18 protein-coding genes and 1 tRNA gene are annotated in these 16,069 nt (G+C 69.6%); 15 read left to right on the plus strand and 4 right to left on the minus strand.

Going from position 1 to position 16,069, the window contains the following annotated elements; translation table 11 throughout:
• Positions 1 to 2 precede the first annotated feature (2 nt).
• The 15 genes from ACZ5MC_RS14135 to ACZ5MC_RS14205 all read left to right on the plus strand — a co-directional run bounded on the left by ACZ5MC_RS14135 (position 3) and on the right by ACZ5MC_RS14205 (position 12,735).
• A complete protein-coding gene (locus tag ACZ5MC_RS14135; RefSeq protein WP_464516096.1) occupies positions 3 to 578 on the plus strand; it encodes a hypothetical protein in 576 nt (191 codons plus the stop codon).
• Positions 575 to 1,216 (plus strand): hypothetical protein, encoded by a 642-nt coding sequence (locus tag ACZ5MC_RS14140; RefSeq protein ID WP_306601144.1) that lies wholly within the window; start codon positions 575 to 577, stop codon positions 1,214 to 1,216. Before ACZ5MC_RS14135 ends, ACZ5MC_RS14140 begins: the two co-directional genes overlap by 4 nt.
• A gap of 18 nt (positions 1,217 to 1,234) precedes the next feature.
• Positions 1,235 to 3,073: a secretin N-terminal domain-containing protein gene (locus ACZ5MC_RS14145; RefSeq protein WP_306601145.1), complete on the plus strand. Its 1,839-nt coding sequence runs from the start codon at positions 1,235 to 1,237 to the stop codon at positions 3,071 to 3,073.
• Positions 3,070 to 3,522, plus strand: a complete 453-nt coding sequence (locus ACZ5MC_RS14150) for a type II secretion system protein (protein WP_306601146.1) — start codon at positions 3,070 to 3,072, stop codon at positions 3,520 to 3,522. Before ACZ5MC_RS14145 ends, ACZ5MC_RS14150 begins: the two co-directional genes overlap by 4 nt.
• Before the next feature lie 159 nt (positions 3,523 to 3,681).
• Entirely contained in the window at positions 3,682 to 4,404 is a 723-nt protein-coding gene (locus tag ACZ5MC_RS14155) for a hypothetical protein (protein ID WP_464516097.1), read from the plus strand.
• Positions 4,404 to 5,234 carry a PilN domain-containing protein gene (locus tag ACZ5MC_RS14160; RefSeq protein ID WP_306601148.1) on the plus strand — a complete coding sequence of 277 codons (831 nt, stop codon included), beginning with the start codon at positions 4,404 to 4,406 and terminating at the stop codon, positions 5,232 to 5,234. Before ACZ5MC_RS14155 ends, ACZ5MC_RS14160 begins: the two co-directional genes overlap by 1 nt.
• The gene (locus ACZ5MC_RS14165; RefSeq protein ID WP_306601149.1) at positions 5,231 to 5,815 is read left to right on the plus strand and encodes a hypothetical protein; all 585 of its coding nucleotides are present in this window, start codon (positions 5,231 to 5,233) and stop codon (positions 5,813 to 5,815) included. The genes ACZ5MC_RS14160 and ACZ5MC_RS14165 overlap by 4 nt, the downstream gene beginning before the upstream one ends.
• Positions 5,812 to 6,477, plus strand: a complete 666-nt coding sequence (locus ACZ5MC_RS14170; RefSeq protein ID WP_306601150.1) for a hypothetical protein — start codon at positions 5,812 to 5,814, stop codon at positions 6,475 to 6,477. The genes ACZ5MC_RS14165 and ACZ5MC_RS14170 overlap by 4 nt, the downstream gene beginning before the upstream one ends.
• A gap of 19 nt (positions 6,478 to 6,496) precedes the next feature.
• Positions 6,497 to 8,836 carry a secretin N-terminal domain-containing protein gene (locus ACZ5MC_RS14175; RefSeq protein WP_306601151.1) on the plus strand — a complete coding sequence of 780 codons (2,340 nt, stop codon included), beginning with the start codon at positions 6,497 to 6,499 and terminating at the stop codon, positions 8,834 to 8,836.
• Positions 8,833 to 9,291 carry a type II secretion system protein gene (locus ACZ5MC_RS14180; protein WP_306601152.1) on the plus strand — a complete coding sequence of 153 codons (459 nt, stop codon included), beginning with the start codon at positions 8,833 to 8,835 and terminating at the stop codon, positions 9,289 to 9,291. Before ACZ5MC_RS14175 ends, ACZ5MC_RS14180 begins: the two co-directional genes overlap by 4 nt.
• A gap of 85 nt (positions 9,292 to 9,376) precedes the next feature.
• Positions 9,377 to 9,463 (plus strand) — tRNA-Leu (locus tag ACZ5MC_RS14185).
• Between the two features lie 94 nt (positions 9,464 to 9,557).
• The gene (gene rpsO, locus ACZ5MC_RS14190) at positions 9,558 to 9,827 is read left to right on the plus strand and encodes a 30S ribosomal protein S15 (protein ID WP_306601153.1); all 270 of its coding nucleotides are present in this window, start codon (positions 9,558 to 9,560) and stop codon (positions 9,825 to 9,827) included.
• A 69-nt stretch (positions 9,828 to 9,896) separates the two neighbouring features.
• Positions 9,897 to 10,574, plus strand: coding sequence for an NUDIX domain-containing protein (locus ACZ5MC_RS14195; protein ID WP_306601154.1), 678 nt, complete (start codon positions 9,897 to 9,899; stop codon positions 10,572 to 10,574).
• Positions 10,571 to 11,173 (plus strand): L-threonylcarbamoyladenylate synthase, encoded by a 603-nt coding sequence (locus ACZ5MC_RS14200; protein ID WP_306601155.1) that lies wholly within the window; start codon positions 10,571 to 10,573, stop codon positions 11,171 to 11,173. The genes ACZ5MC_RS14195 and ACZ5MC_RS14200 overlap by 4 nt, the downstream gene beginning before the upstream one ends.
• A gap of 2 nt (positions 11,174 to 11,175) precedes the next feature.
• Complete coding sequence (locus ACZ5MC_RS14205) at positions 11,176 to 12,735, plus strand: M28 family peptidase (RefSeq protein ID WP_464516098.1); 1,560 nt, start codon at positions 11,176 to 11,178, stop codon at positions 12,733 to 12,735.
• Positions 12,736 to 12,750: 15 nt separating this feature from the next.
• Here the strand turns inward: ACZ5MC_RS14205 and ACZ5MC_RS14210 are convergent, their stop codons facing one another.
• The 4 genes from ACZ5MC_RS14210 to ACZ5MC_RS14225 all read right to left on the minus strand — a co-directional run bounded on the left by ACZ5MC_RS14210 (position 12,751) and on the right by ACZ5MC_RS14225 (position 15,995).
• A complete protein-coding gene (locus ACZ5MC_RS14210) occupies positions 12,751 to 13,215 on the minus strand; it encodes a methylglyoxal synthase (RefSeq protein WP_306601157.1) in 465 nt (154 codons plus the stop codon).
• 83 nt (positions 13,216 to 13,298) lie between these two features.
• On the minus strand, positions 13,299 to 14,570 hold the full coding sequence (gene rho / locus ACZ5MC_RS14215; RefSeq protein ID WP_306602284.1) for a transcription termination factor Rho: 1,272 nt from the start codon (positions 14,568 to 14,570) through the stop codon (positions 13,299 to 13,301).
• A 127-nt stretch (positions 14,571 to 14,697) separates the two neighbouring features.
• Positions 14,698 to 15,513, minus strand: a complete 816-nt coding sequence (locus tag ACZ5MC_RS14220) for an alpha/beta fold hydrolase (RefSeq protein WP_306601158.1) — start codon at positions 15,511 to 15,513, stop codon at positions 14,698 to 14,700.
• Complete coding sequence (locus tag ACZ5MC_RS14225) at positions 15,510 to 15,995, minus strand: SixA phosphatase family protein (protein WP_306601159.1); 486 nt, start codon at positions 15,993 to 15,995, stop codon at positions 15,510 to 15,512. Before ACZ5MC_RS14225 ends, ACZ5MC_RS14220 begins: the two co-directional genes overlap by 4 nt.
• Between the last annotated feature and the right edge of the window lie 74 nt (positions 15,996 to 16,069).

The raw sequence follows: 16,069 nt of genomic DNA on the forward strand, positions 1-16,069 counted from the left end.
CCGTGCTCACGACGCTGCGTTCGAGCACCTTCAGGGCCGTCGCCGGCGGAGCCATGGCGCTCCTGGGGGCGGGGATCTTCGTCTTCGCGCTGCCCAGCGCCGCAAGGCGCCGCGAAAGCAGCGAGAAGGCCGCGAAGGAGGCCTCCGCGGCCCTGAAGCGCCAGGAGGATGAGCTCAAGGGGTACCAGGCCGAGTCCGAGCGCATAAGGGTCGACCGGAAGGTCATGGACGAGCTCCTGGGCGCCATGCCCGCCGAGACCGTCGGCAACCTCCAGTGGAAGCTCAGCCGGCGCCTCTTCGAACTGGCCGGCAGGCACGGCGCCCACCTCGTCTTCGTGAAGTACGGCGCCCCCGCCAGGGAGGGCGCCAGGGATGCCCTCCTGGAGGCGGTGGACGTGGAGTTCACGGTGTTCGGAGTCTTCAGCGAGCTCAAGGCCTTCATGCTGGACCTGGAGGGCGGCAGGCTGCCCTTCGCGGTGGTGAGCGCCAAGCTGGACGAGGCCCCGGAAGGCGCGCACCTCACGGTGACGCTTCGGGCCTTCCGGCGAGCCCCGGGCGCGGGGGAGGAGGAACCATGAAACCGTACCTCAAGGGCGCCGACCCCGGTTCCATGCTCCAGGACCTCAAGACCAACCGGCGCGTCCAGGCGGCCCTGGCGGCCCTGTTCGTCATGGTCTGGCTCCTGTGGCCCTCCGCCCAGGCCCCGAAGCCGGCCGGTCCCGGGCGGCGCCCTGCGGCGCCCCTGGGCGACCGCCAGGCCCGGGAGCTCCAGAAGCTGCCCGACCTGTCGGCCCTTGCCCAGGCCGGGGAGCTGCCCCCGGACGCGCGGATGGCGCGGGACCTCTTCCTCTTCGAGGCGCCCCCGCCTCCGCCGCCGCCGCCCAGGCCCGAAAAGCCTCCGCCTCCGCCCACCCCGGAGGAGCTCGCGGCCCGGCAGCTCGCGGCGGACCGGGCCCGGGAGGCCGCGGGCAAGCCCCAGCTCCGCTTCCTGGGCTACCTGGGAACGGCGGGATCCGGGCGCCTGGGGGCCTTCATGAAAGGCGAAGAGCCCCTGGTCCTCGCCCAGGGCAGCCTCCTTGATCCCCGATGGCGCCTGGTGAAGGTCACGGACGCGACAGCCGAATTCCAGAACGTGAGGTTCGCCGACCTCAGGCACCGCATCGACGCCATCGAGGCCCGGGGCCCGGCGGCCCGCGTCCCCTCCAACGAATTCTGAGCCTCCCGGAAGGAAATGATGCCGACGACCCCTCCCCACCGCCTCCCCCTGGCCCTCGCGGCCGCCCTGGCGCTCACGCTGGCCCTGGGCTGCGCCATCCACAAGGCCCAGGCCACCTTCGACGAGGGCAGGTACGAGGAGGCCCTGGAGCAGTTCCGGGCGATCCTCGCCAAGGACCCCGGGAACATCCGGGCCCGGATCGGCTTCCGCAGGACGGCCCCCCTCGCCGCGGAGGCGCACCTGGTCAAGGCCCGGGAGGCCCGCAAGCAGGGCCGGGAGGAGGAGGTGCGCCGGGAAGTGGCCGCGGCCGTGGTGCTGGATCCCGCCAACGCGGTGGCCGTGGACTGGATGAACCGCCTGGAGGAGGCCGAGGCGCGGAAGCGGGAGAAGGCGGAGAGGGAGGGCGGCATCGAGGAGGCCCGTCAGCGCGCCGGGGCCCGGCCGGCCCTGCCCATCAATCCGCGGTCCCTGGAGGGCCTGGACCTGAACTTCTCGCGCAAGACCAGCCTGAAGGAGATCTTCCAGCAGCTGAGCAAGGCCTCGGGGGTGAACATCATCCTCCACAGCTCCGCCAGCGCCCAGGACCCGAGCGTCTCCCTGGACCTGCGGGGAATGCCCTTCCAGAAGGTCCTGGACACCCTGATGCTCCAGAGCGACCTCTTCTACAAGGTGCTCGACCCCAACACCATCATGGTGTTCAGGAAGACGCCCCAGAACCTCAACGATTTCGAGAACAGGCTCATCCAGACCTTTTTCCTCTCCAACGCCGAGGTGGACAGCGTCCGGCAGATCTTCAACGCGATCATGCCCCAGATGCGCGTGTTCATGGACAAGCGGCTCAACGCCCTCACCGTGCAGGCCCGCGCCTCGGACCTGCCCATCGCCCAGCGCATCGTCAGCCAGCTGGACAAGGCCAAGGCCGAGGTCGTCGTCTATCTCGAGCTGGTGGAGGTGAGCGAGACCGCCAAGGAGCAGGTGGGCCTCCTGCCCACCCTGAGCCTTGCGGATACCGGCGCGGGCGCGGGCATCTACCGCCTGGCCGCCACCACCTCCTCCATGAACGGCGGCCTCAACACCAACGCCGGCGGCCTGCGCATCACGAAGTCCAGCCTCAACTTCCTCTTCGCGCCCCTGGCCCTGGACGCCCTCAAGGCCAGCGGCCAGGGCAAGCTCCTGGCCAGCCCCAACGTGCGGGTGGTCTCGGGTGAGACCGGCGAGGTGAACATCGGGGAGAAGGTGAGCACCACCCAGTCCCAGCTGGGCGGCCTGGGCAGCGCCCCGGCCGCCGCGGGTTCCCAGGCGTCCAACGCCCTGGCCAGCCTCGGGGGCAACCTCACCACGCAGACCCAGTACAGCTACGAGGACGTGGGCGTGCAGATCAAGGTCAAGCCCCGCGTCCATTTCAACGGCGACATCACCATCGACCTGGAGTCCACGGTGAAGACCCTCAAGGCCGGTTCGGCCCAGGGCAGGCCCGACCTGGGCCAGCGCATCATCAAGACCTCGGCCCGGCTCCGGGACGGCGAGACGGCGATCTTCGGCGGACTCCTGAAGGAGGACGAGACCCGGAGCCTGCAGGGCGTCTGGGGCATCACCGACCTGCCCATCCTGGGCAGGCTCTTCGGGAACAACCGCAAGGACAAGAGCCGCACCGACGTGATCCTCACCCTGCGCGCCGTGATCGTGCGCAAGCCCGACCTGGGCGAATCGGACTTCGCCCCCTTCGACCCCGACCAGACCGCCACCGCCATCAAGCCCTTCGCGCCAAGGCCCGAACCCGGGCCCCTTCCGTCCGGCCTGCGGGACGAGCCCGTCCCCGCACGGCCCGAGCCCCCCGCGCCGGAGGCGGCTCCGTGACCCGCCGCGGCTTCACCCTCCTGGAGATGGCCCTGGCGGCCACGGTGCTCGCCGTGTTCGCATCGGGCATCCTGCCCCTGGCCATGAACAAGGTGCGCCGGGACCGGGAGCTGCAGCTCCGCCGGGCGCTCCTGGAGCTGCGCGCGGCCATCGACGGCTACAGGGCGGCCGCTCTCCAGAACGCGGCCAAGGGCCCTCCGCCGGCCAACGACGGCTACCCGGCCTCCCTGGAGGCCCTGGTGGAGGGGGTGACGGTGCCGGGCAAGGAGAAGAAGGTCCGGCTCCTCCGCCGCATCCCCACGGATCCCTTCACCGGCAAGGCCGAGTGGGGCCTTCGCTCCATGGCCGACGATCCGGACAGCGCCACCTGGGGCGGCGGGGACGTCTTCGACGTCCACAGCCTGGCCCCGGGGGAGGGCGCCAACGGGATCGCCTACCGCCACTGGTAGAAAAAAAGGCAGGAATCCGTCCACGCCCTTGGGAATCACCAACCCCGGCGATACTATGGGGGGTCGATTCGCCTGAGCCGGAGTTCCCTTGCCGATGAACCGTGGAACCATTCCCCCTATTGCAAACCCTGCCCATGGGGGACCTAGCAGATGACCGCCATGACCCTGGGGACCAAAACAGCATCCGTGGTCTGGCTGGAGCCCCACCGCATCCACGCCGGCGGCCAGTCCCGGAACCTGTCGGGCCCCATCACCCAGGATGTGCTGGTCATGGCGCTTGAGGGCCTTCCCCCCGGCCCCACCCATTGGGTGGTGGACGACGCCTGGATCCCGTCGCTGCTGATCCGGGACATCGTGGAGGTCCCCGCGGGTTCCGAGGCACGGGAGGCCTTCTTCAAGTGGCGGTTCAACCAGAGCCTGGCCCTGGAGGCCCCGCAGTCCGTGCAGGCCCTGGACCTGGGAGAGAACGCGTGGCTCCTGGCCGGCATCGCCGAGACGACCCGGGAAGCCTGGCTGCAGGCCTCCCTCACCCTGGGCCGGCCCATCCGCAGCCTCATCCCCCGCTGGCTCTGGCTCTACAATCGACTGGCCGCCAGCCGTGAGGTTCCCGGCATGCTGCTGTCCCTTTGTCCGGCCGGTCCCGACACCTTCACCGGCACCCTGGCCTCCTGGGGGCGCAACCTGGCCCTCCTGAGGCAGTGGACGGAGCCCGCCACCGCGGAGGCCTGGATCCAGGAGCGGGTGCTCCCCTCCTCCGCCTACCTCCAGCGGGATTCCCGCTCGCCGCAGGAGGTCCTGGTGTGGGGGGCCGCCACGTGGCCCGACTGCTCGATCGCCACCCGGATCCTCCAGCCCGAAATCCCGGCCCAGGAGGCCCTCTGATGGCCGTTCCCGCACTCAAGCTCGACCTCGCCCCCCCCAGCACCCTCTGGCGCCTCAACCACGCCCTCATCGGGTGGGCGGCCCTGGCCGCGGGCGGCCTGGTCCTGGCCGGCGCCCTGGGCTTCACCTTGAGGGCCTACCAGCAGGCCTCCCGGGCAGGCAAGCTAACCGTGGCCACCAACGCCCGCACCCGGCTCATCGAGGACTCCCAGCGCAAGGTCATGGACGAGCTCCGCTCCGTGGATGTGGCCAAGGAGCTGCCCCGGTGGCGCCTGGCCGAGCGCATCTTCACCGAGCGCAGCCTGCCCTGGTCCCGCCTCACCGCGGAACTGGAGCGGAGCATGGTGCCCGACGTGCGCCTCAAGTCCCTGCAGCGCACCCGCGGATCCGACCAGAAGGTGCAGGTGAAGGTCCGGGGCGAGGCCCGCACCCGGGAGGCCGAGGCCGCCCTCGTGGAGTCCATCCAGAAGAACCCCTTCTTCGAGCAGGTGATCCTGGAGCGGGAATCGGACCGCCAGGGCGGAGGGGTCGACTTCGAGTACACCCTGGCCGTCTTCTCCGTCCCGCCGCCCTACAAGCCCCTGCCCAAGTACGGCCCGCAGGCCAAGGCGTCCAAGGCGGCCCCCAAGGCCGAGGCGCCAAGGCCCGCCGCGCCCGCCCCCGCCGCGCCCCGCCCCGTCGCGCCGCGCCCCGCCGCCGTCGAGCCCCCGGCGCGGGATCCCTACGTCCCCACCCTCATGAACCCGGCCGTCCCGCAGAACCCCTTCCCCGCCAGGACCCCGAGGCCCCCGAGGTCCCGGCCCCGGCCTTCCGGCGGAGGTGAGGAATGATCGCGCCGCTTCGCTCCAGCACCCTCCGGCTCGTCGGCGGCGGCGTCATGGCCGTCCTGGGCCTCGCCATCCTCCTGTTCGTGCTGCCCGACGCGTCCCAGCGCCGCGGCCGCAGCCTCAAGGCCGCCCAGGACGCCTCCCGGGACCTGGAGCGCAAGAATGCCGACCTCAAGGCGTACCAGGCCGAGGCCGAGCGCATCCGGACCGACCGCAAGGCCCTGGACGAACTCCTTCGCAACATGCCCGCCGAGAGCATCGGAAAGCTGCACTGGAAGCTCAGCCAGAAGCTCTTCGAGCTCGCGCAGAAGCACGGGGTCCGCCTCGTCTCCGTGAAGTACGGCGCGCCCAGCAAGGAGGGCGCCAAGGGCAGCCTCCTGGAGGCCGTGGACGTGGAGTTCACCCTCACGGGCGTGTTCAAGAGCCTGAAGACCTACATGCTCGCCCTGGAGGGCAGCAGGCTGCCCTTCGCGGTGGTCAGCGCCAAGCTGGACGAGAGCCCCGAAGGGGCCCATCTGACGGTGGTCCTGAGGGCCTTCCGCCAGGCCCCCGGCGCCGCCCTCGAACCCGGGGAGGGAGCATGAGCGCACCCCTTAAAGGCATCAAGGGCACCGACGCCAAGGCCATGCTCCAGGACCTGAAGTCCAACCGCCGGGTGCAGGTCGCCCTGGCGGCCCTCGCGGTGATGGTCTGGTACCTGTGGCCCTCGTCCACTCCGGCCGCCGTCCCCAAGGGCGCCGAGGCCCGCCGCGCGGCCGCCGTGGCCCTGGGCGACCGCCAGGCCCGGGAGCTCCAGAAGCTGCCGGATCTGGCCAGGCTGGACAAGGCCGGGGAACTGCCCACGGAGGACCGGATGCTGCGGGACCTCTTCCTCTTCGAAGGCCCCCCGCCCCCGCCGCCGCCGCCCCCGCCTCCGCCGCCCCCTCCGCCCCCGCCCACCGCCGAACAGCTCGCGGCCCAGGCCCTGGCCGCGGACCGGGCCCAGCAGGCCGCGAGCAAGCCCCAGGGGCTCCGCTTCCTGGGCTACCTGGGCACGAAGAAGTCCGGGCGCCTGGGCGCGTTCATGAAGGGCGACGAGCCGGTCACCTACAAGCAGGGCGATCTCTTCAACCCCCAGTGGCGCCTCGTCAAGGTCACGGAGGCCTCCGCCGAATTCCAGAACGTGAAGTTCGCCGACATCAAGTTCCGGATCGACGCCGTGGAACCCCGCGGCCACTCCGGGTCGGGACCGGCCAATGAATTCTGAAACCCACCGGAAGGATAAGATGCGAACCCTGCGACCCACCATCGATCACCTGGCCAAGACCCTCGCGGTCACGCTGTCCCTGGTCTTCGCCCTGGGCTGCGCCCTCCACAAGGCCCAGGCGTCCTTCGACGAGGGCAAGTACGAGGAGGCGCTCGCGCAGTACCGCCAGATCCTGAACAAGGATCCGGGCAACATCCAGGCCAAGATCGGCTTCCGCAAGACCGCGCCGCTGGCCGCCGAGGCCCACCTGATCAAGGCCAGGGACGCCAAGAAGCGGGGCCGGGAGGACGAGGTGCGCCGCGAGGTGGCCTCGGCCGTGGTGCTGGACCCCTCCAACCAGGTGGCGGTGGACTGGATGACGCGGCTGGAGGAGGCCGCGGCCCGCCAGCGCGCCGCGGAGGAGAAGGAGAACAGCGTCGAGGAGGCCCGCCAGCGCGCCGAAGCCCGGCCCGCCCTGCCCATCAATCCCCGCTCCCTGGAGGGCATGGACCTCAACTTCACCCGCAAGACGAGCCTGCGCGAGATCTTCATGCAGCTCAGCAAGACCTCCGGCGTGAACATCATCCTCCACAGCTCCGCCAGCGCCCAGGACCCGACCGTCTCCGTGGACCTGCGTGGGCTCTCCTTCCAGCGCGTGCTCGACACCCTGATGCTCCAGAGCGACCTGTTCTACAAGGTGCTCGACCCCAACACCATCATGGTCTTCAAGAAGAGCCCCCAGAACCTCACGGACTACGAGAACAAGCTCATCCAGACCTTCTACCTCTCCAACGCCGAGGTGGACGCGGTGCGCCAGATCTTCAACGCCATCCTGCCCACCATGCGCGTGTTCATCGACAAGCGGCTCAACGCCATCACCGTGCAGGCCAAGGCCACGGACCTGTCCATCGCCCAGCACATCGTCGCCCAGCTGGACAAGGCCAAGGCCGAAGTGGTGGTGTACCTCGAACTGGTGGAAGTGAGCGAGACCGCCAAGGAGCAGGTGGGCCTGCTGCCCACCGCCAACCTCACCGACACCAGCGCCACCTCGGGCATCTACCGCATCGGCGCCATCACCAGCAACACCACCTCCGGCTTCAACTCCAACACCGGCGGCATCCGCATCTCGAAATCCAGCCTCAACTTCCTCTTCGCGCCCCTGGCGCTGGACGCCCTCAAGAGCAGCGGAGAGGGCAAGCTGCTTGCGAGCCCCAACGTGCGGGTGATCTCCGGCGAGACGGGCATGGTCAACATCGGTGAGAAGATCAGCACCACCCAGTCCAGCCTGGGCGGAACCTCCACCGCGGGCACCACCGGCACCACCGCGGCCTCGGCCCTGGCGAGCCTGGGCGGCACCCTGGCCACCCAGACCCAGTACAGCTACGAGGACGTGGGCGTGAAGATCACCGTCAAGCCCCGGGTCCACTTCAACGGCGACATCACCATCGACCTGAAATCGGAGGTCAAGACCCTCAAGGCCGGCTCCACCCAGGGCCGGCCCGACCTGGGCCAGCGCATCATCGAGACCTCGGCCCGGCTCAGGGACGGCGAGACCGCGGTGTTCGGCGGACTCCTGAAGGAGGACGAGACCAAGAGCCTCCAGGGCATCTGGGGCATCACCGACATCCCCATCCTGGGCAAGCTCCTGGGCAGCAACCAGAAGAACAAGAGCCGCACCGACGTCCTGCTCACCCTGCGCGCCGTCATCGTGCGCAAGCCGGACCTGGGGGAGGAGGACTTCGGCCCCTTCGACCCGGACCAGGCCCCCGGCGCCTCCAAGCCCTTCGCGCCCAAGCCCGAGCGCAAGCCCCTGCCTTCGGGGCTGCAGGACGAGACGTCCGCGGTTCCGCCCAAGGCCGCCCCCAGGGCGCCCGAAGCCCCCGCAGCGGCTCCGGCTCCCGTGCCCGCGCCCGTCCCCGCCAAGCCCGCCGCCGCCGAGCCCCCCAAGGAGGCGGCCCCGGCCCCGGCCCCCATGGCCGACGCCTCCTCCTCCCTGGTGTTCTTCATGTCGCCCCTGTCCACCGAGGCCGCCAAGGGCCAGCGCCTCTCGCTGAACCTCTTCGCCAGCGGGGCCCAGGGGCTCACCTCCGGCACCATGACCCTGCAGGTGGATCCCCGCCTCAAGGTGCTCTCGGTGAACGCCGGCGACTTCCTCACCTCCGAGGGCGGCGCCCTCTCCCAGGCCCCGGCCAAGGACGGCCTCGTCCTGCTCACCTTCAACCGGTCCACGGGCGCCTCGGACAGCGGCACCTTCGCCGTGATCGAGCTGGAGGCCGTGGAACCCGGCAAGGCCACGGTGATGATCCAGGACGGCAAGTACCTGGTGGGCGCCAACCCCATCCCGGCGCGCTACGTGAACTCCCTGGTGACCATCCAATGACCCTGCGCCAGCGCGGCTTCACGCTCCTGGAGATGCTGGTGACCGCCACGGTCCTGGTGATCCTCGCCTCGGCGGTGATCCCCATGGCCCGCAACGGCGTGCGCCGGCAGCGGGAGCTGGAGCTGCGCCGGGACCTGCGCGAGATGCGCATGGCCATCGACGCCTACAAGGCCGCCGCCGACGGCAACAAGATCAAGTCCCCGCCCCCCGAGAACAACGGCTATCCCGAGACCCTGGAGAGCCTGGTGGAAGGGGTCCCCGTCACCGGCAAGATCGGCAAGACCCGCTTCCTGCGCCGCATCCCGGTGGATCCATTCACCAACAAGCCCGAGTGGGGCATGCGCTCCATGGCCGACGACGCCACCAGCTCCAGCTGGGGGGGCGGCAACGTGTTCGACGTGTACAGCCTGGCCCCCGGGACCGGCTCGAACGGGATTCCGTACCGCCAGTGGTGAAATTGGCGCTTGATCCCGGCACTGACCCAGGCTACGATTATGTTTCGCGCACAAATGGACTCTCGAGGGGGGACAGCGCAAAAATGCGGATATGGCGGAATTGGTAGACGCGCTAGCTTCAGGTGCTAGTGACTGCAAGGTCGTGGGGGTTCGAGTCCCTTTATCCGCACCATTCTTGACACCGTCCGGAGCCTCCGGACTTGACCTTGGAGCCGGCTCGGGGCTGGTCCAAAGGTGACGGGAACTCACCCCAAAAGGAGCCGACCATGGCCCTGAACGTCGAACAGAAGAAGATCATCATCGAGGACTACAAGCAGCACGACACCGACACCGGTTCGCCCGAGGTCCAGGTCGCGATCCTCACCAAGCGCATCAACGACCTCACCGAGCACTTCAAGGTGCACGCAAAGGACTACCACAGCCGCCGCGGCCTCATGATCATGGTCGGCCAGCGCCGCCGCCTGCTGGACTACCTCCGCCGCAAGGACAAGGCCCGCTACACCACGCTCATCGAGCGCCTGGGCCTGCGCCGCTAGTCCGGACCCAACCGACGAAGTACCAGCGCCCGCTCCCGCAGCGGGCGCTTGTTTTTTTCAGGGAACCACGTGAGCCTCCCGCCCCTGCCCGTCCCAGCCGATCCCAACCCCTACCGCGTGACGGACCGGAAGGTCCTCTACGACTCCCCCTGGATCCGGCTGCGGGAGGACCACGCCGAGCACCGCGCCGGGGGCCGCTGCCGCTACGCCGTGTGCGGCTTCCGGCGCACCGCCTGCGGCGTGCTGGCCCTGGACGGCCAGGACCGGGTCGTGCTGGTGGGCCAGTGGCGCTACCCCCTGGAGGCCTACACCTGGGAGATCCCCGAAGGCGGCGGCGAGGCCCACGAGAGCCCCTTCGAGTCCATCCGGCGCGAGTTCGCGGAGGAGGCCGGCCTGGAGGCCGCCACCTGGGAGCCCCTGGCCTTCTTCCACACCAGCAACTCCAGCACGGACGAGGAGACCTTCCTCTTCCTGGCCCGGGACCTGACACCTTCCGACGGCGCGCACGGGCCTGAGGACACCGAGGAGCTCACCTGCCACCGGGAGCCCTTCGACCAGTGCGTCGAGCGCGTCCTCGCCGGCGAGATCACCGACAGCCTCACCGTGGTGGCCCTGCTCGCCCTGAAGGCCCGCCGCGCCGGCTCCGCGGGGGTGCTGGACCCGGCCCTGGCCGAGCGCTTCTTCCAGCGCCCCGATCGCCACCCCAGCGCGGGACGGGCCCGTTGGGATAACCTGGAACCGTCATGATCCTCTCCCTCCACCCCCTGAACCCCCAGCAGCGCCACCTCGACCAGGTGGCCGAAATCCTCTCCCGCGACGGCGTGATCGCCTATCCCACGGACACGCTGTACGGCCTGGGCTGCCTCGTCTCGCGCAAGAAGGCCGTGGACCGCATCCAGGCCATGAAGGGCCGCGACCCCAAGAAGCCCATGTCCATCCTCTGCGCGGACATGGAGATGCTCTGCCGGTACACCCGCCACCTGGACACGCCCACCTTCCGCATCCTCAAGCAGATGTTCCCGGGCCCCTACACCGCGGTGCTGCCCTGCAGCCGCGAGGTGCCGCGCTACCTCCAGAGCAAGCGCACCGTGGGCCTGCGCATCCCCGACCACACCTTCTGCCGCGCCATCACGCGCCTGGTGGGCGAACCCATCATCACGACGAGCTGCAACGTCTCCGGCGAGGAGCCGCTGACGACCTCCTGGGAGATCCAGGAGGCCCTGGGCTACCTGCTGGACCTGGTGGTGGACTGCGGGGAGCCCGCGGGCCTGGCCTCCACGGTCGTCGACCTCACCGGGGACGAGCCCGTCCTCCTGCGCCAAGGAGCGGGCCCCTGGCCCCTGTGACCATGCGAAACCCCCTGCCCGCCCTTCTGGCGTTCGCCATGCTCCAGGGGGGCACCCCGAAGGTGCAGGAGGCCCCCATCCGCGCCCATCTGGCCTTCCTCGCCGACGACCTCCTGGAGGGCCGCGGCACGGGGCAGCGCGGCGGCGACCTGGCCGTGGCCTACCTGGAGGCGCAGGTGCGCGCGCTGGGCCTGGCCCCCGCCAACGGCGCCGGCTACCGCCAGCGCATCGACGTGCTGGGCGCGCGCACGCTCCTGGCGAAGAGCTCCATCACCTTCCGCGGCCCCGGAGGCGCCCTCTCCCCGGCATTCCTCGAGGACGTGGTGGCCACCAGCGGGCAGGGCGTCCCCGAGACCGCCTTCGAGGCCCCCGTGCTCTTCGTGGGCTTCGGCATCGACGCCCCCGAGGAGCGGTGGGACGACTACAAGGGCGCGGACTGCCGCGGAAAGCTCCTGCTCATGCTCGTGAACGAGCCGCCGCCCACCGCCGCCGAACCGGGCCTCTTCGAGGGCGGAAGCCTCAGCCGCCACGGCCGCTGGACGACGAAGTTCGAGGAGGCCGCGCGCAAGGGCGCCGCCGGCGTCCTCCTGGTGCACACCGACGCCTCGGCCACCTACGGCTGGTCCGTGGTCACCGCCGGCTTCCAGGGCGAGAAGTTCATGGTGGCCTCCGGCCCCCGCCTGGCGCCCCTGGAGGGCTGGATCACCGAGGCCTTCGCCCGCCGCCTGGCCAAGGCCGGGGGCCGCGACCTGGACGCCCTGCGCCGTCTCGCCGCCACCCGCGACTTCCGCCCCGTGCCCCTGGAGCTCACCGCCAAGGCCCGCCTGGAAAGCGCCGTGCGCACCTTCCCCCAGTACAACGTCGCCGCCCTCCTCCCCGGCACGGACCTCAAGGACGAGGCCGTGGTCTTCTCCGCCCACTGGGACCACCTGGGCATCCAGGACGGCCGCATCTACAACGGCGCCGTGGACAACGCCTCCGCCGTGGCATCCCTGCTGGCCCTGGCCCAGGCTTCCGCGGGCCACCCCGCGAGGCGCACCCAGCTCTTCCTGTTCACCTGCGGCGAGGAGCAGGGCCTCCTGGGCGCCGAGGGCTACGTGCGCCAGCCCCTGTGGCCCCTGGCGAAGACCGTGGCGGACCTGAACCTGGAGAGCCTCAACTGGGTGGGCCCCAGCCGCGACATCGAGTTCCTGGGCGGCGAGCGCAGCACCCTCCTCGACCTGGGCCGCACCGTCGCGGCCTCCCTGGGCATGACCCTTCGCAAGCCCGAGCCCGACACCCAGGGCCTCTACTTCCGCAGCGACCACTACCCCTTCGCCAAGGCCGGCATCCCCGCCCTGAGCCCCGGCTTCAGCCTGCTGGGCCAGGGGGACTACCTGGAGAACCCGGAGGCCTCCCGGGCCAAGGGCGCCTCCTACCAGGGCATCTACCACCGCCCCTCGGACCGGTACGACCCCGCCTGGGACCTGCGGGGCATGGTGCAGCAGGCGCAGTTCATCCTGGAGCTGGGGCGGGCGGTGGCGGACGCCGACGCGCGGCCGGCATGGAAGAGGAACAGGTGACGCGCCGCCAGCCTCCTAGTTGTCGGTCTTGAGCCGGTCCCGGTGCGCCCGGTAGTCGGGCACCAGCCGCATGTATTCCTCGGTCATCAGGGGCGAGGAGATGATGAAGTCCGCCGAGCACCGGTTGCAGGCCACGGGGATGTTCCACACCGCCGCGATGCGCAGCAGGGCCTTGACGTCGGGGTCGTGGGGCGCGGGCTCCAGGGGATCCCAGAAGAAGATCAGCAGGTCGATCTCCCCCTCGGCGATCTTGGCGCCGATCTGGAGGTCGCCGCCCAGGGGGCCGCTGAAGAGCTTGGTGATGTCAGGGCCCAGTATCTGCTCCAGGAGCGTCCCGGTGGTGCCCGTGGCGAAGATCTCGTGCTCGAGCAGCAGGGCCTTGTTGAACTGCACCCACTCGAGGAGCTCGGGCTTCTTGTGGTCGTGGGCGACCAGGGCGATCTTCTTGCGGCTGGAAAGCGGGATCTCGATCTGGGCCATGCGGTCCTCCGGGAGGTGCAGGTCCAGACTCCCATGGTGGGGAGCATCCGTCCAATCCGACGCGGGAAACGCCCTGTGAATTCCTATCGCCGGCCCCCGGGAGCCGGCGCGTCCTGCAGGTTGGCCAGGAAATCGTCGTTGTTCTTGGATTTGCCGAGCCGGTCCAGCAGCAGCTCCATGCTCTCCACGGGTCCGCTGGAGCTGAGGATCTTGCGCAGCACCCAGATCTTGGCAAGCCTGGCGGCCTCGATGAGGAGGTCCTCCTTGCGGGTGCCCGACTTCTGGATGTCCATGGCGGGGAAGATCCGCTTGTCGCTGAGCTTGCGGTCCAGGCAGATCTCGGAGTTGCCGGTGCCCTTGAACTCCTCGAAGATCACGTCGTCCATGCGGGAGCCGGTCTCGATCAGCGCCGTGGCGATGATCGTGAGCGAGCCGCCCCCCTCGATGTTGCGGGCCGCGCCGAAAAAGCGCTTGGGCCGCTGCAGGGCGTTGGAGTCCACGCCGCCGGAGAGGACCTTGCCGCTCAGCGGCACCACCGTGTTGTAGGCACGCGCCAGGCGCGTGATGGAGTCCAGCAGGATCACCACGTCCTTCTTGTGCTCCACGAGGCGCTTGGCCTTCTCGATGACCATCTCGGCCACCTGGACGTGGCGCGTGGCGGGCTCGTCGAAGGTGCTGGAGACCACCTCGCCCTTCACGTTGCGCTCCATGTCCGTCACTTCCTCGGGGCGCTCGTCGATGAGGAGCACGATGAGGAACACCTCCGGGTGGTTCAGGGTGATGCTGTTGGCGATGTTCTGCATGAGCACCGTCTTGCCGGTGCGGGGCGGCGCGACGATGAGGGCGCGCTGGCCCTTGCCCAGGGGCGTCATGAGGTCCATGACGCGCGTGCTCAGCTCCTGCGGGTCCCGCTCCATCTTGAGCATCTGGGTGGGGTACAGGGGGATCAGGTTGTCGAAATGGACGCGCTCCTTCGCCGATCCGGGCGGATCGAAGTTGATGGCGTCGATGCGCATGATCGCGAAGAACTTCTCGTCGCCGCGCGGAGGCCGGATCATGCCCGAGAGGGTGTCGCCCGAGCGCAGGCCGAACTTGCGGATCTGGCTGGGGGAGACGTAGATGTCGTCGGAGCCTGCCAGGTAGTTGTGCTCGGGGGCGCGCAGGAAGCCGAAGCCCTCGGGGAGGACCTCCAGGACGCCTTCCGCGAAGAACAGGCCCTCGCGCTGGGCCTGGGCTTCCAGGAGCCGGAAGATCAGCTCCTGCTTGCGCATGCCCAGCGGGTTCTCGATCTCGTAGGCTTTGCCCATCTCGGCCAGGCGGCCGATGGACTGCTCCTTCAGATCCTGAAGACTCAGGACTGCCGGGGCTTGGGTTTCAATGGGCATGGATTCCCCCCTTGGGGATGCGGGTAACGGTAACGAGGTTGGGATTGAGAATCATAACCCATCGGAAGAGAATGACAAAAAAATCTTGCCGGAATTGTTAATAAGAAGATATGAAGGTCGTCATTTTTTCACAATAACGATGGGGGTCCTCCACGGGGAAAGCGTGCCCGATGCCTGGCACCAGTTCGAAGCGGCTGAACGGAAGGGCCTGGGCGACTTCCAGGCACTTCCAGGGGGGGGTTAGCAGATCCTCGGCGCCGGCCAGACACAGGACCGGTTCCTGGATGGCCATCAGCCGCGACCGAATGTCCCATTGGAGAGCACCTGTTATCTGGTGTCGTGAACCGTGGAAAGGTTTGCCGTCTTCCTTTTTTGATTCATGGTAGGCCTTCAGGACCTGGTACCTGGCCTCCAGGAACCGGTCCCCCCACAGGTAGGGGGCCACGGCGTCGAACTGCAGCCCGGGCCCGCCCAGGTCGAGGCAGTGCAGCCAGTGCTCGAGCCGCAGGCGCATGGTGAAGTCCGTGCGGGCCATGGCGCTGGTGAGCACGGCCCCGGGGAAGGCTCCCGGATGGGCGGCCAGGAGCTCCAGGGCGACCGAACTTCCGTTGGAGAGCCCGGCCAGCCACGGCCTCCGGATATCCAGGTGTTCCAGGAGCTCCCAGGCATCCTGGGCCATCTGCGCCGCGGTGTAGGGCCCCTCGAGGGGAGCATCCGAGCGCCCCTGCCCCCGGCAGTCGAAGGTGAGCACCCGGAACCGCGGGGTGAGCCCGGGCAGCACCCCGGCCCACATCGTGGTGTCCGACAGAAGGCCGTTGACGAGCACGATCCAGGGCGCCCCGGGCCGGCCCTGGACGCGGTAGTGGAGGGTCACGCCGCCGGGGAGGGCGGCGAACTGTCCGGCCGTCCTCAAGCGTCTCCCCGCAGTTCCGCAGGGGTGAAGTGCGCCGCCAGGGAGAAGCGGACGCCGTCCCAGTGCAGGACGGCGCAGCTGGCCTTCTTGAAGTCGATGCTCTTGCGGGTGAGGTGCAGCACCAGGTCCGAGCACAGGGGCTGGTGGCTCACCAGGGCGATGATCTCGAAGGGGCGCGCCTGGCCCACGATCAGGTCCAGCCACTCCCTTACGGCGCCCGCCGAACCCGACGGCTCCAGCCCGTCCCAGCAGCCCACGGGGAAGCCCTCGGGGGTGGCCTCCTTGAGGCAGACCATGGTCTCGGCGGCGCGGCGGAAGGGGCTCGAGATGCCCCGCGCCGGCGCGTAGCCGCGGCGCACGAGGCCCTTCATGGCGGACCGCGTCTTCTCCCAGCCCTCCGTCGTGAGGCCCCGGTCGGAGTCCCTGAGGCCGTGTCTGGGATCTTCGGCGATCCCATGACGAATGAGCAGGATTGTGATCATGGCGGCATTATCCCATGGTACGCCTCCCGACAATACTCCTGGCGTTCAAGGGGTTTTCGTGGGAGACTAGCTGT

The sequence above is a fragment of the Mesoterricola sp. JemC181 genome (assembly GCF_055384585.1).

Coding starts and splice junctions, on each gene's coding strand:
- ACZ5MC_RS14140 (WP_306601144.1), top strand. CDS start 575: ATGAAACCGTACCTCAAGGGCGCCGACCCCGGTTCCATGCTCCAGGAC.
- ACZ5MC_RS14145 (WP_306601145.1), top strand. CDS start 1,235: ATGCCGACGACCCCTCCCCACCGCCTCCCCCTGGCCCTCGCGGCCGCC.
- ACZ5MC_RS14155 (WP_464516097.1), top strand. CDS start 3,682: ATGACCCTGGGGACCAAAACAGCATCCGTGGTCTGGCTGGAGCCCCAC.
- ACZ5MC_RS14160 (WP_306601148.1), top strand. CDS start 4,404: ATGGCCGTTCCCGCACTCAAGCTCGACCTCGCCCCCCCCAGCACCCTC.
- ACZ5MC_RS14165 (WP_306601149.1), top strand. CDS start 5,231: ATGATCGCGCCGCTTCGCTCCAGCACCCTCCGGCTCGTCGGCGGCGGC.
- ACZ5MC_RS14170 (WP_306601150.1), top strand. CDS start 5,812: ATGAGCGCACCCCTTAAAGGCATCAAGGGCACCGACGCCAAGGCCATG.
- ACZ5MC_RS14175 (WP_306601151.1), top strand. CDS start 6,497: ATGCGAACCCTGCGACCCACCATCGATCACCTGGCCAAGACCCTCGCG.
- ACZ5MC_RS14180 (WP_306601152.1), top strand. CDS start 8,833: ATGACCCTGCGCCAGCGCGGCTTCACGCTCCTGGAGATGCTGGTGACC.
- rpsO (WP_306601153.1), top strand. CDS start 9,558: ATGGCCCTGAACGTCGAACAGAAGAAGATCATCATCGAGGACTACAAG.
- ACZ5MC_RS14200 (WP_306601155.1), top strand. CDS start 10,571: ATGATCCTCTCCCTCCACCCCCTGAACCCCCAGCAGCGCCACCTCGAC.
- ACZ5MC_RS14205 (WP_464516098.1), top strand. CDS start 11,176: ATGCGAAACCCCCTGCCCGCCCTTCTGGCGTTCGCCATGCTCCAGGGG.
- ACZ5MC_RS14210 (WP_306601157.1), bottom strand. CDS start 13,215: ATGGCCCAGATCGAGATCCCGCTTTCCAGCCGCAAGAAGATCGCCCTG.
- ACZ5MC_RS14225 (WP_306601159.1), bottom strand. CDS start 15,995: ATGATCACAATCCTGCTCATTCGTCATGGGATCGCCGAAGATCCCAGA.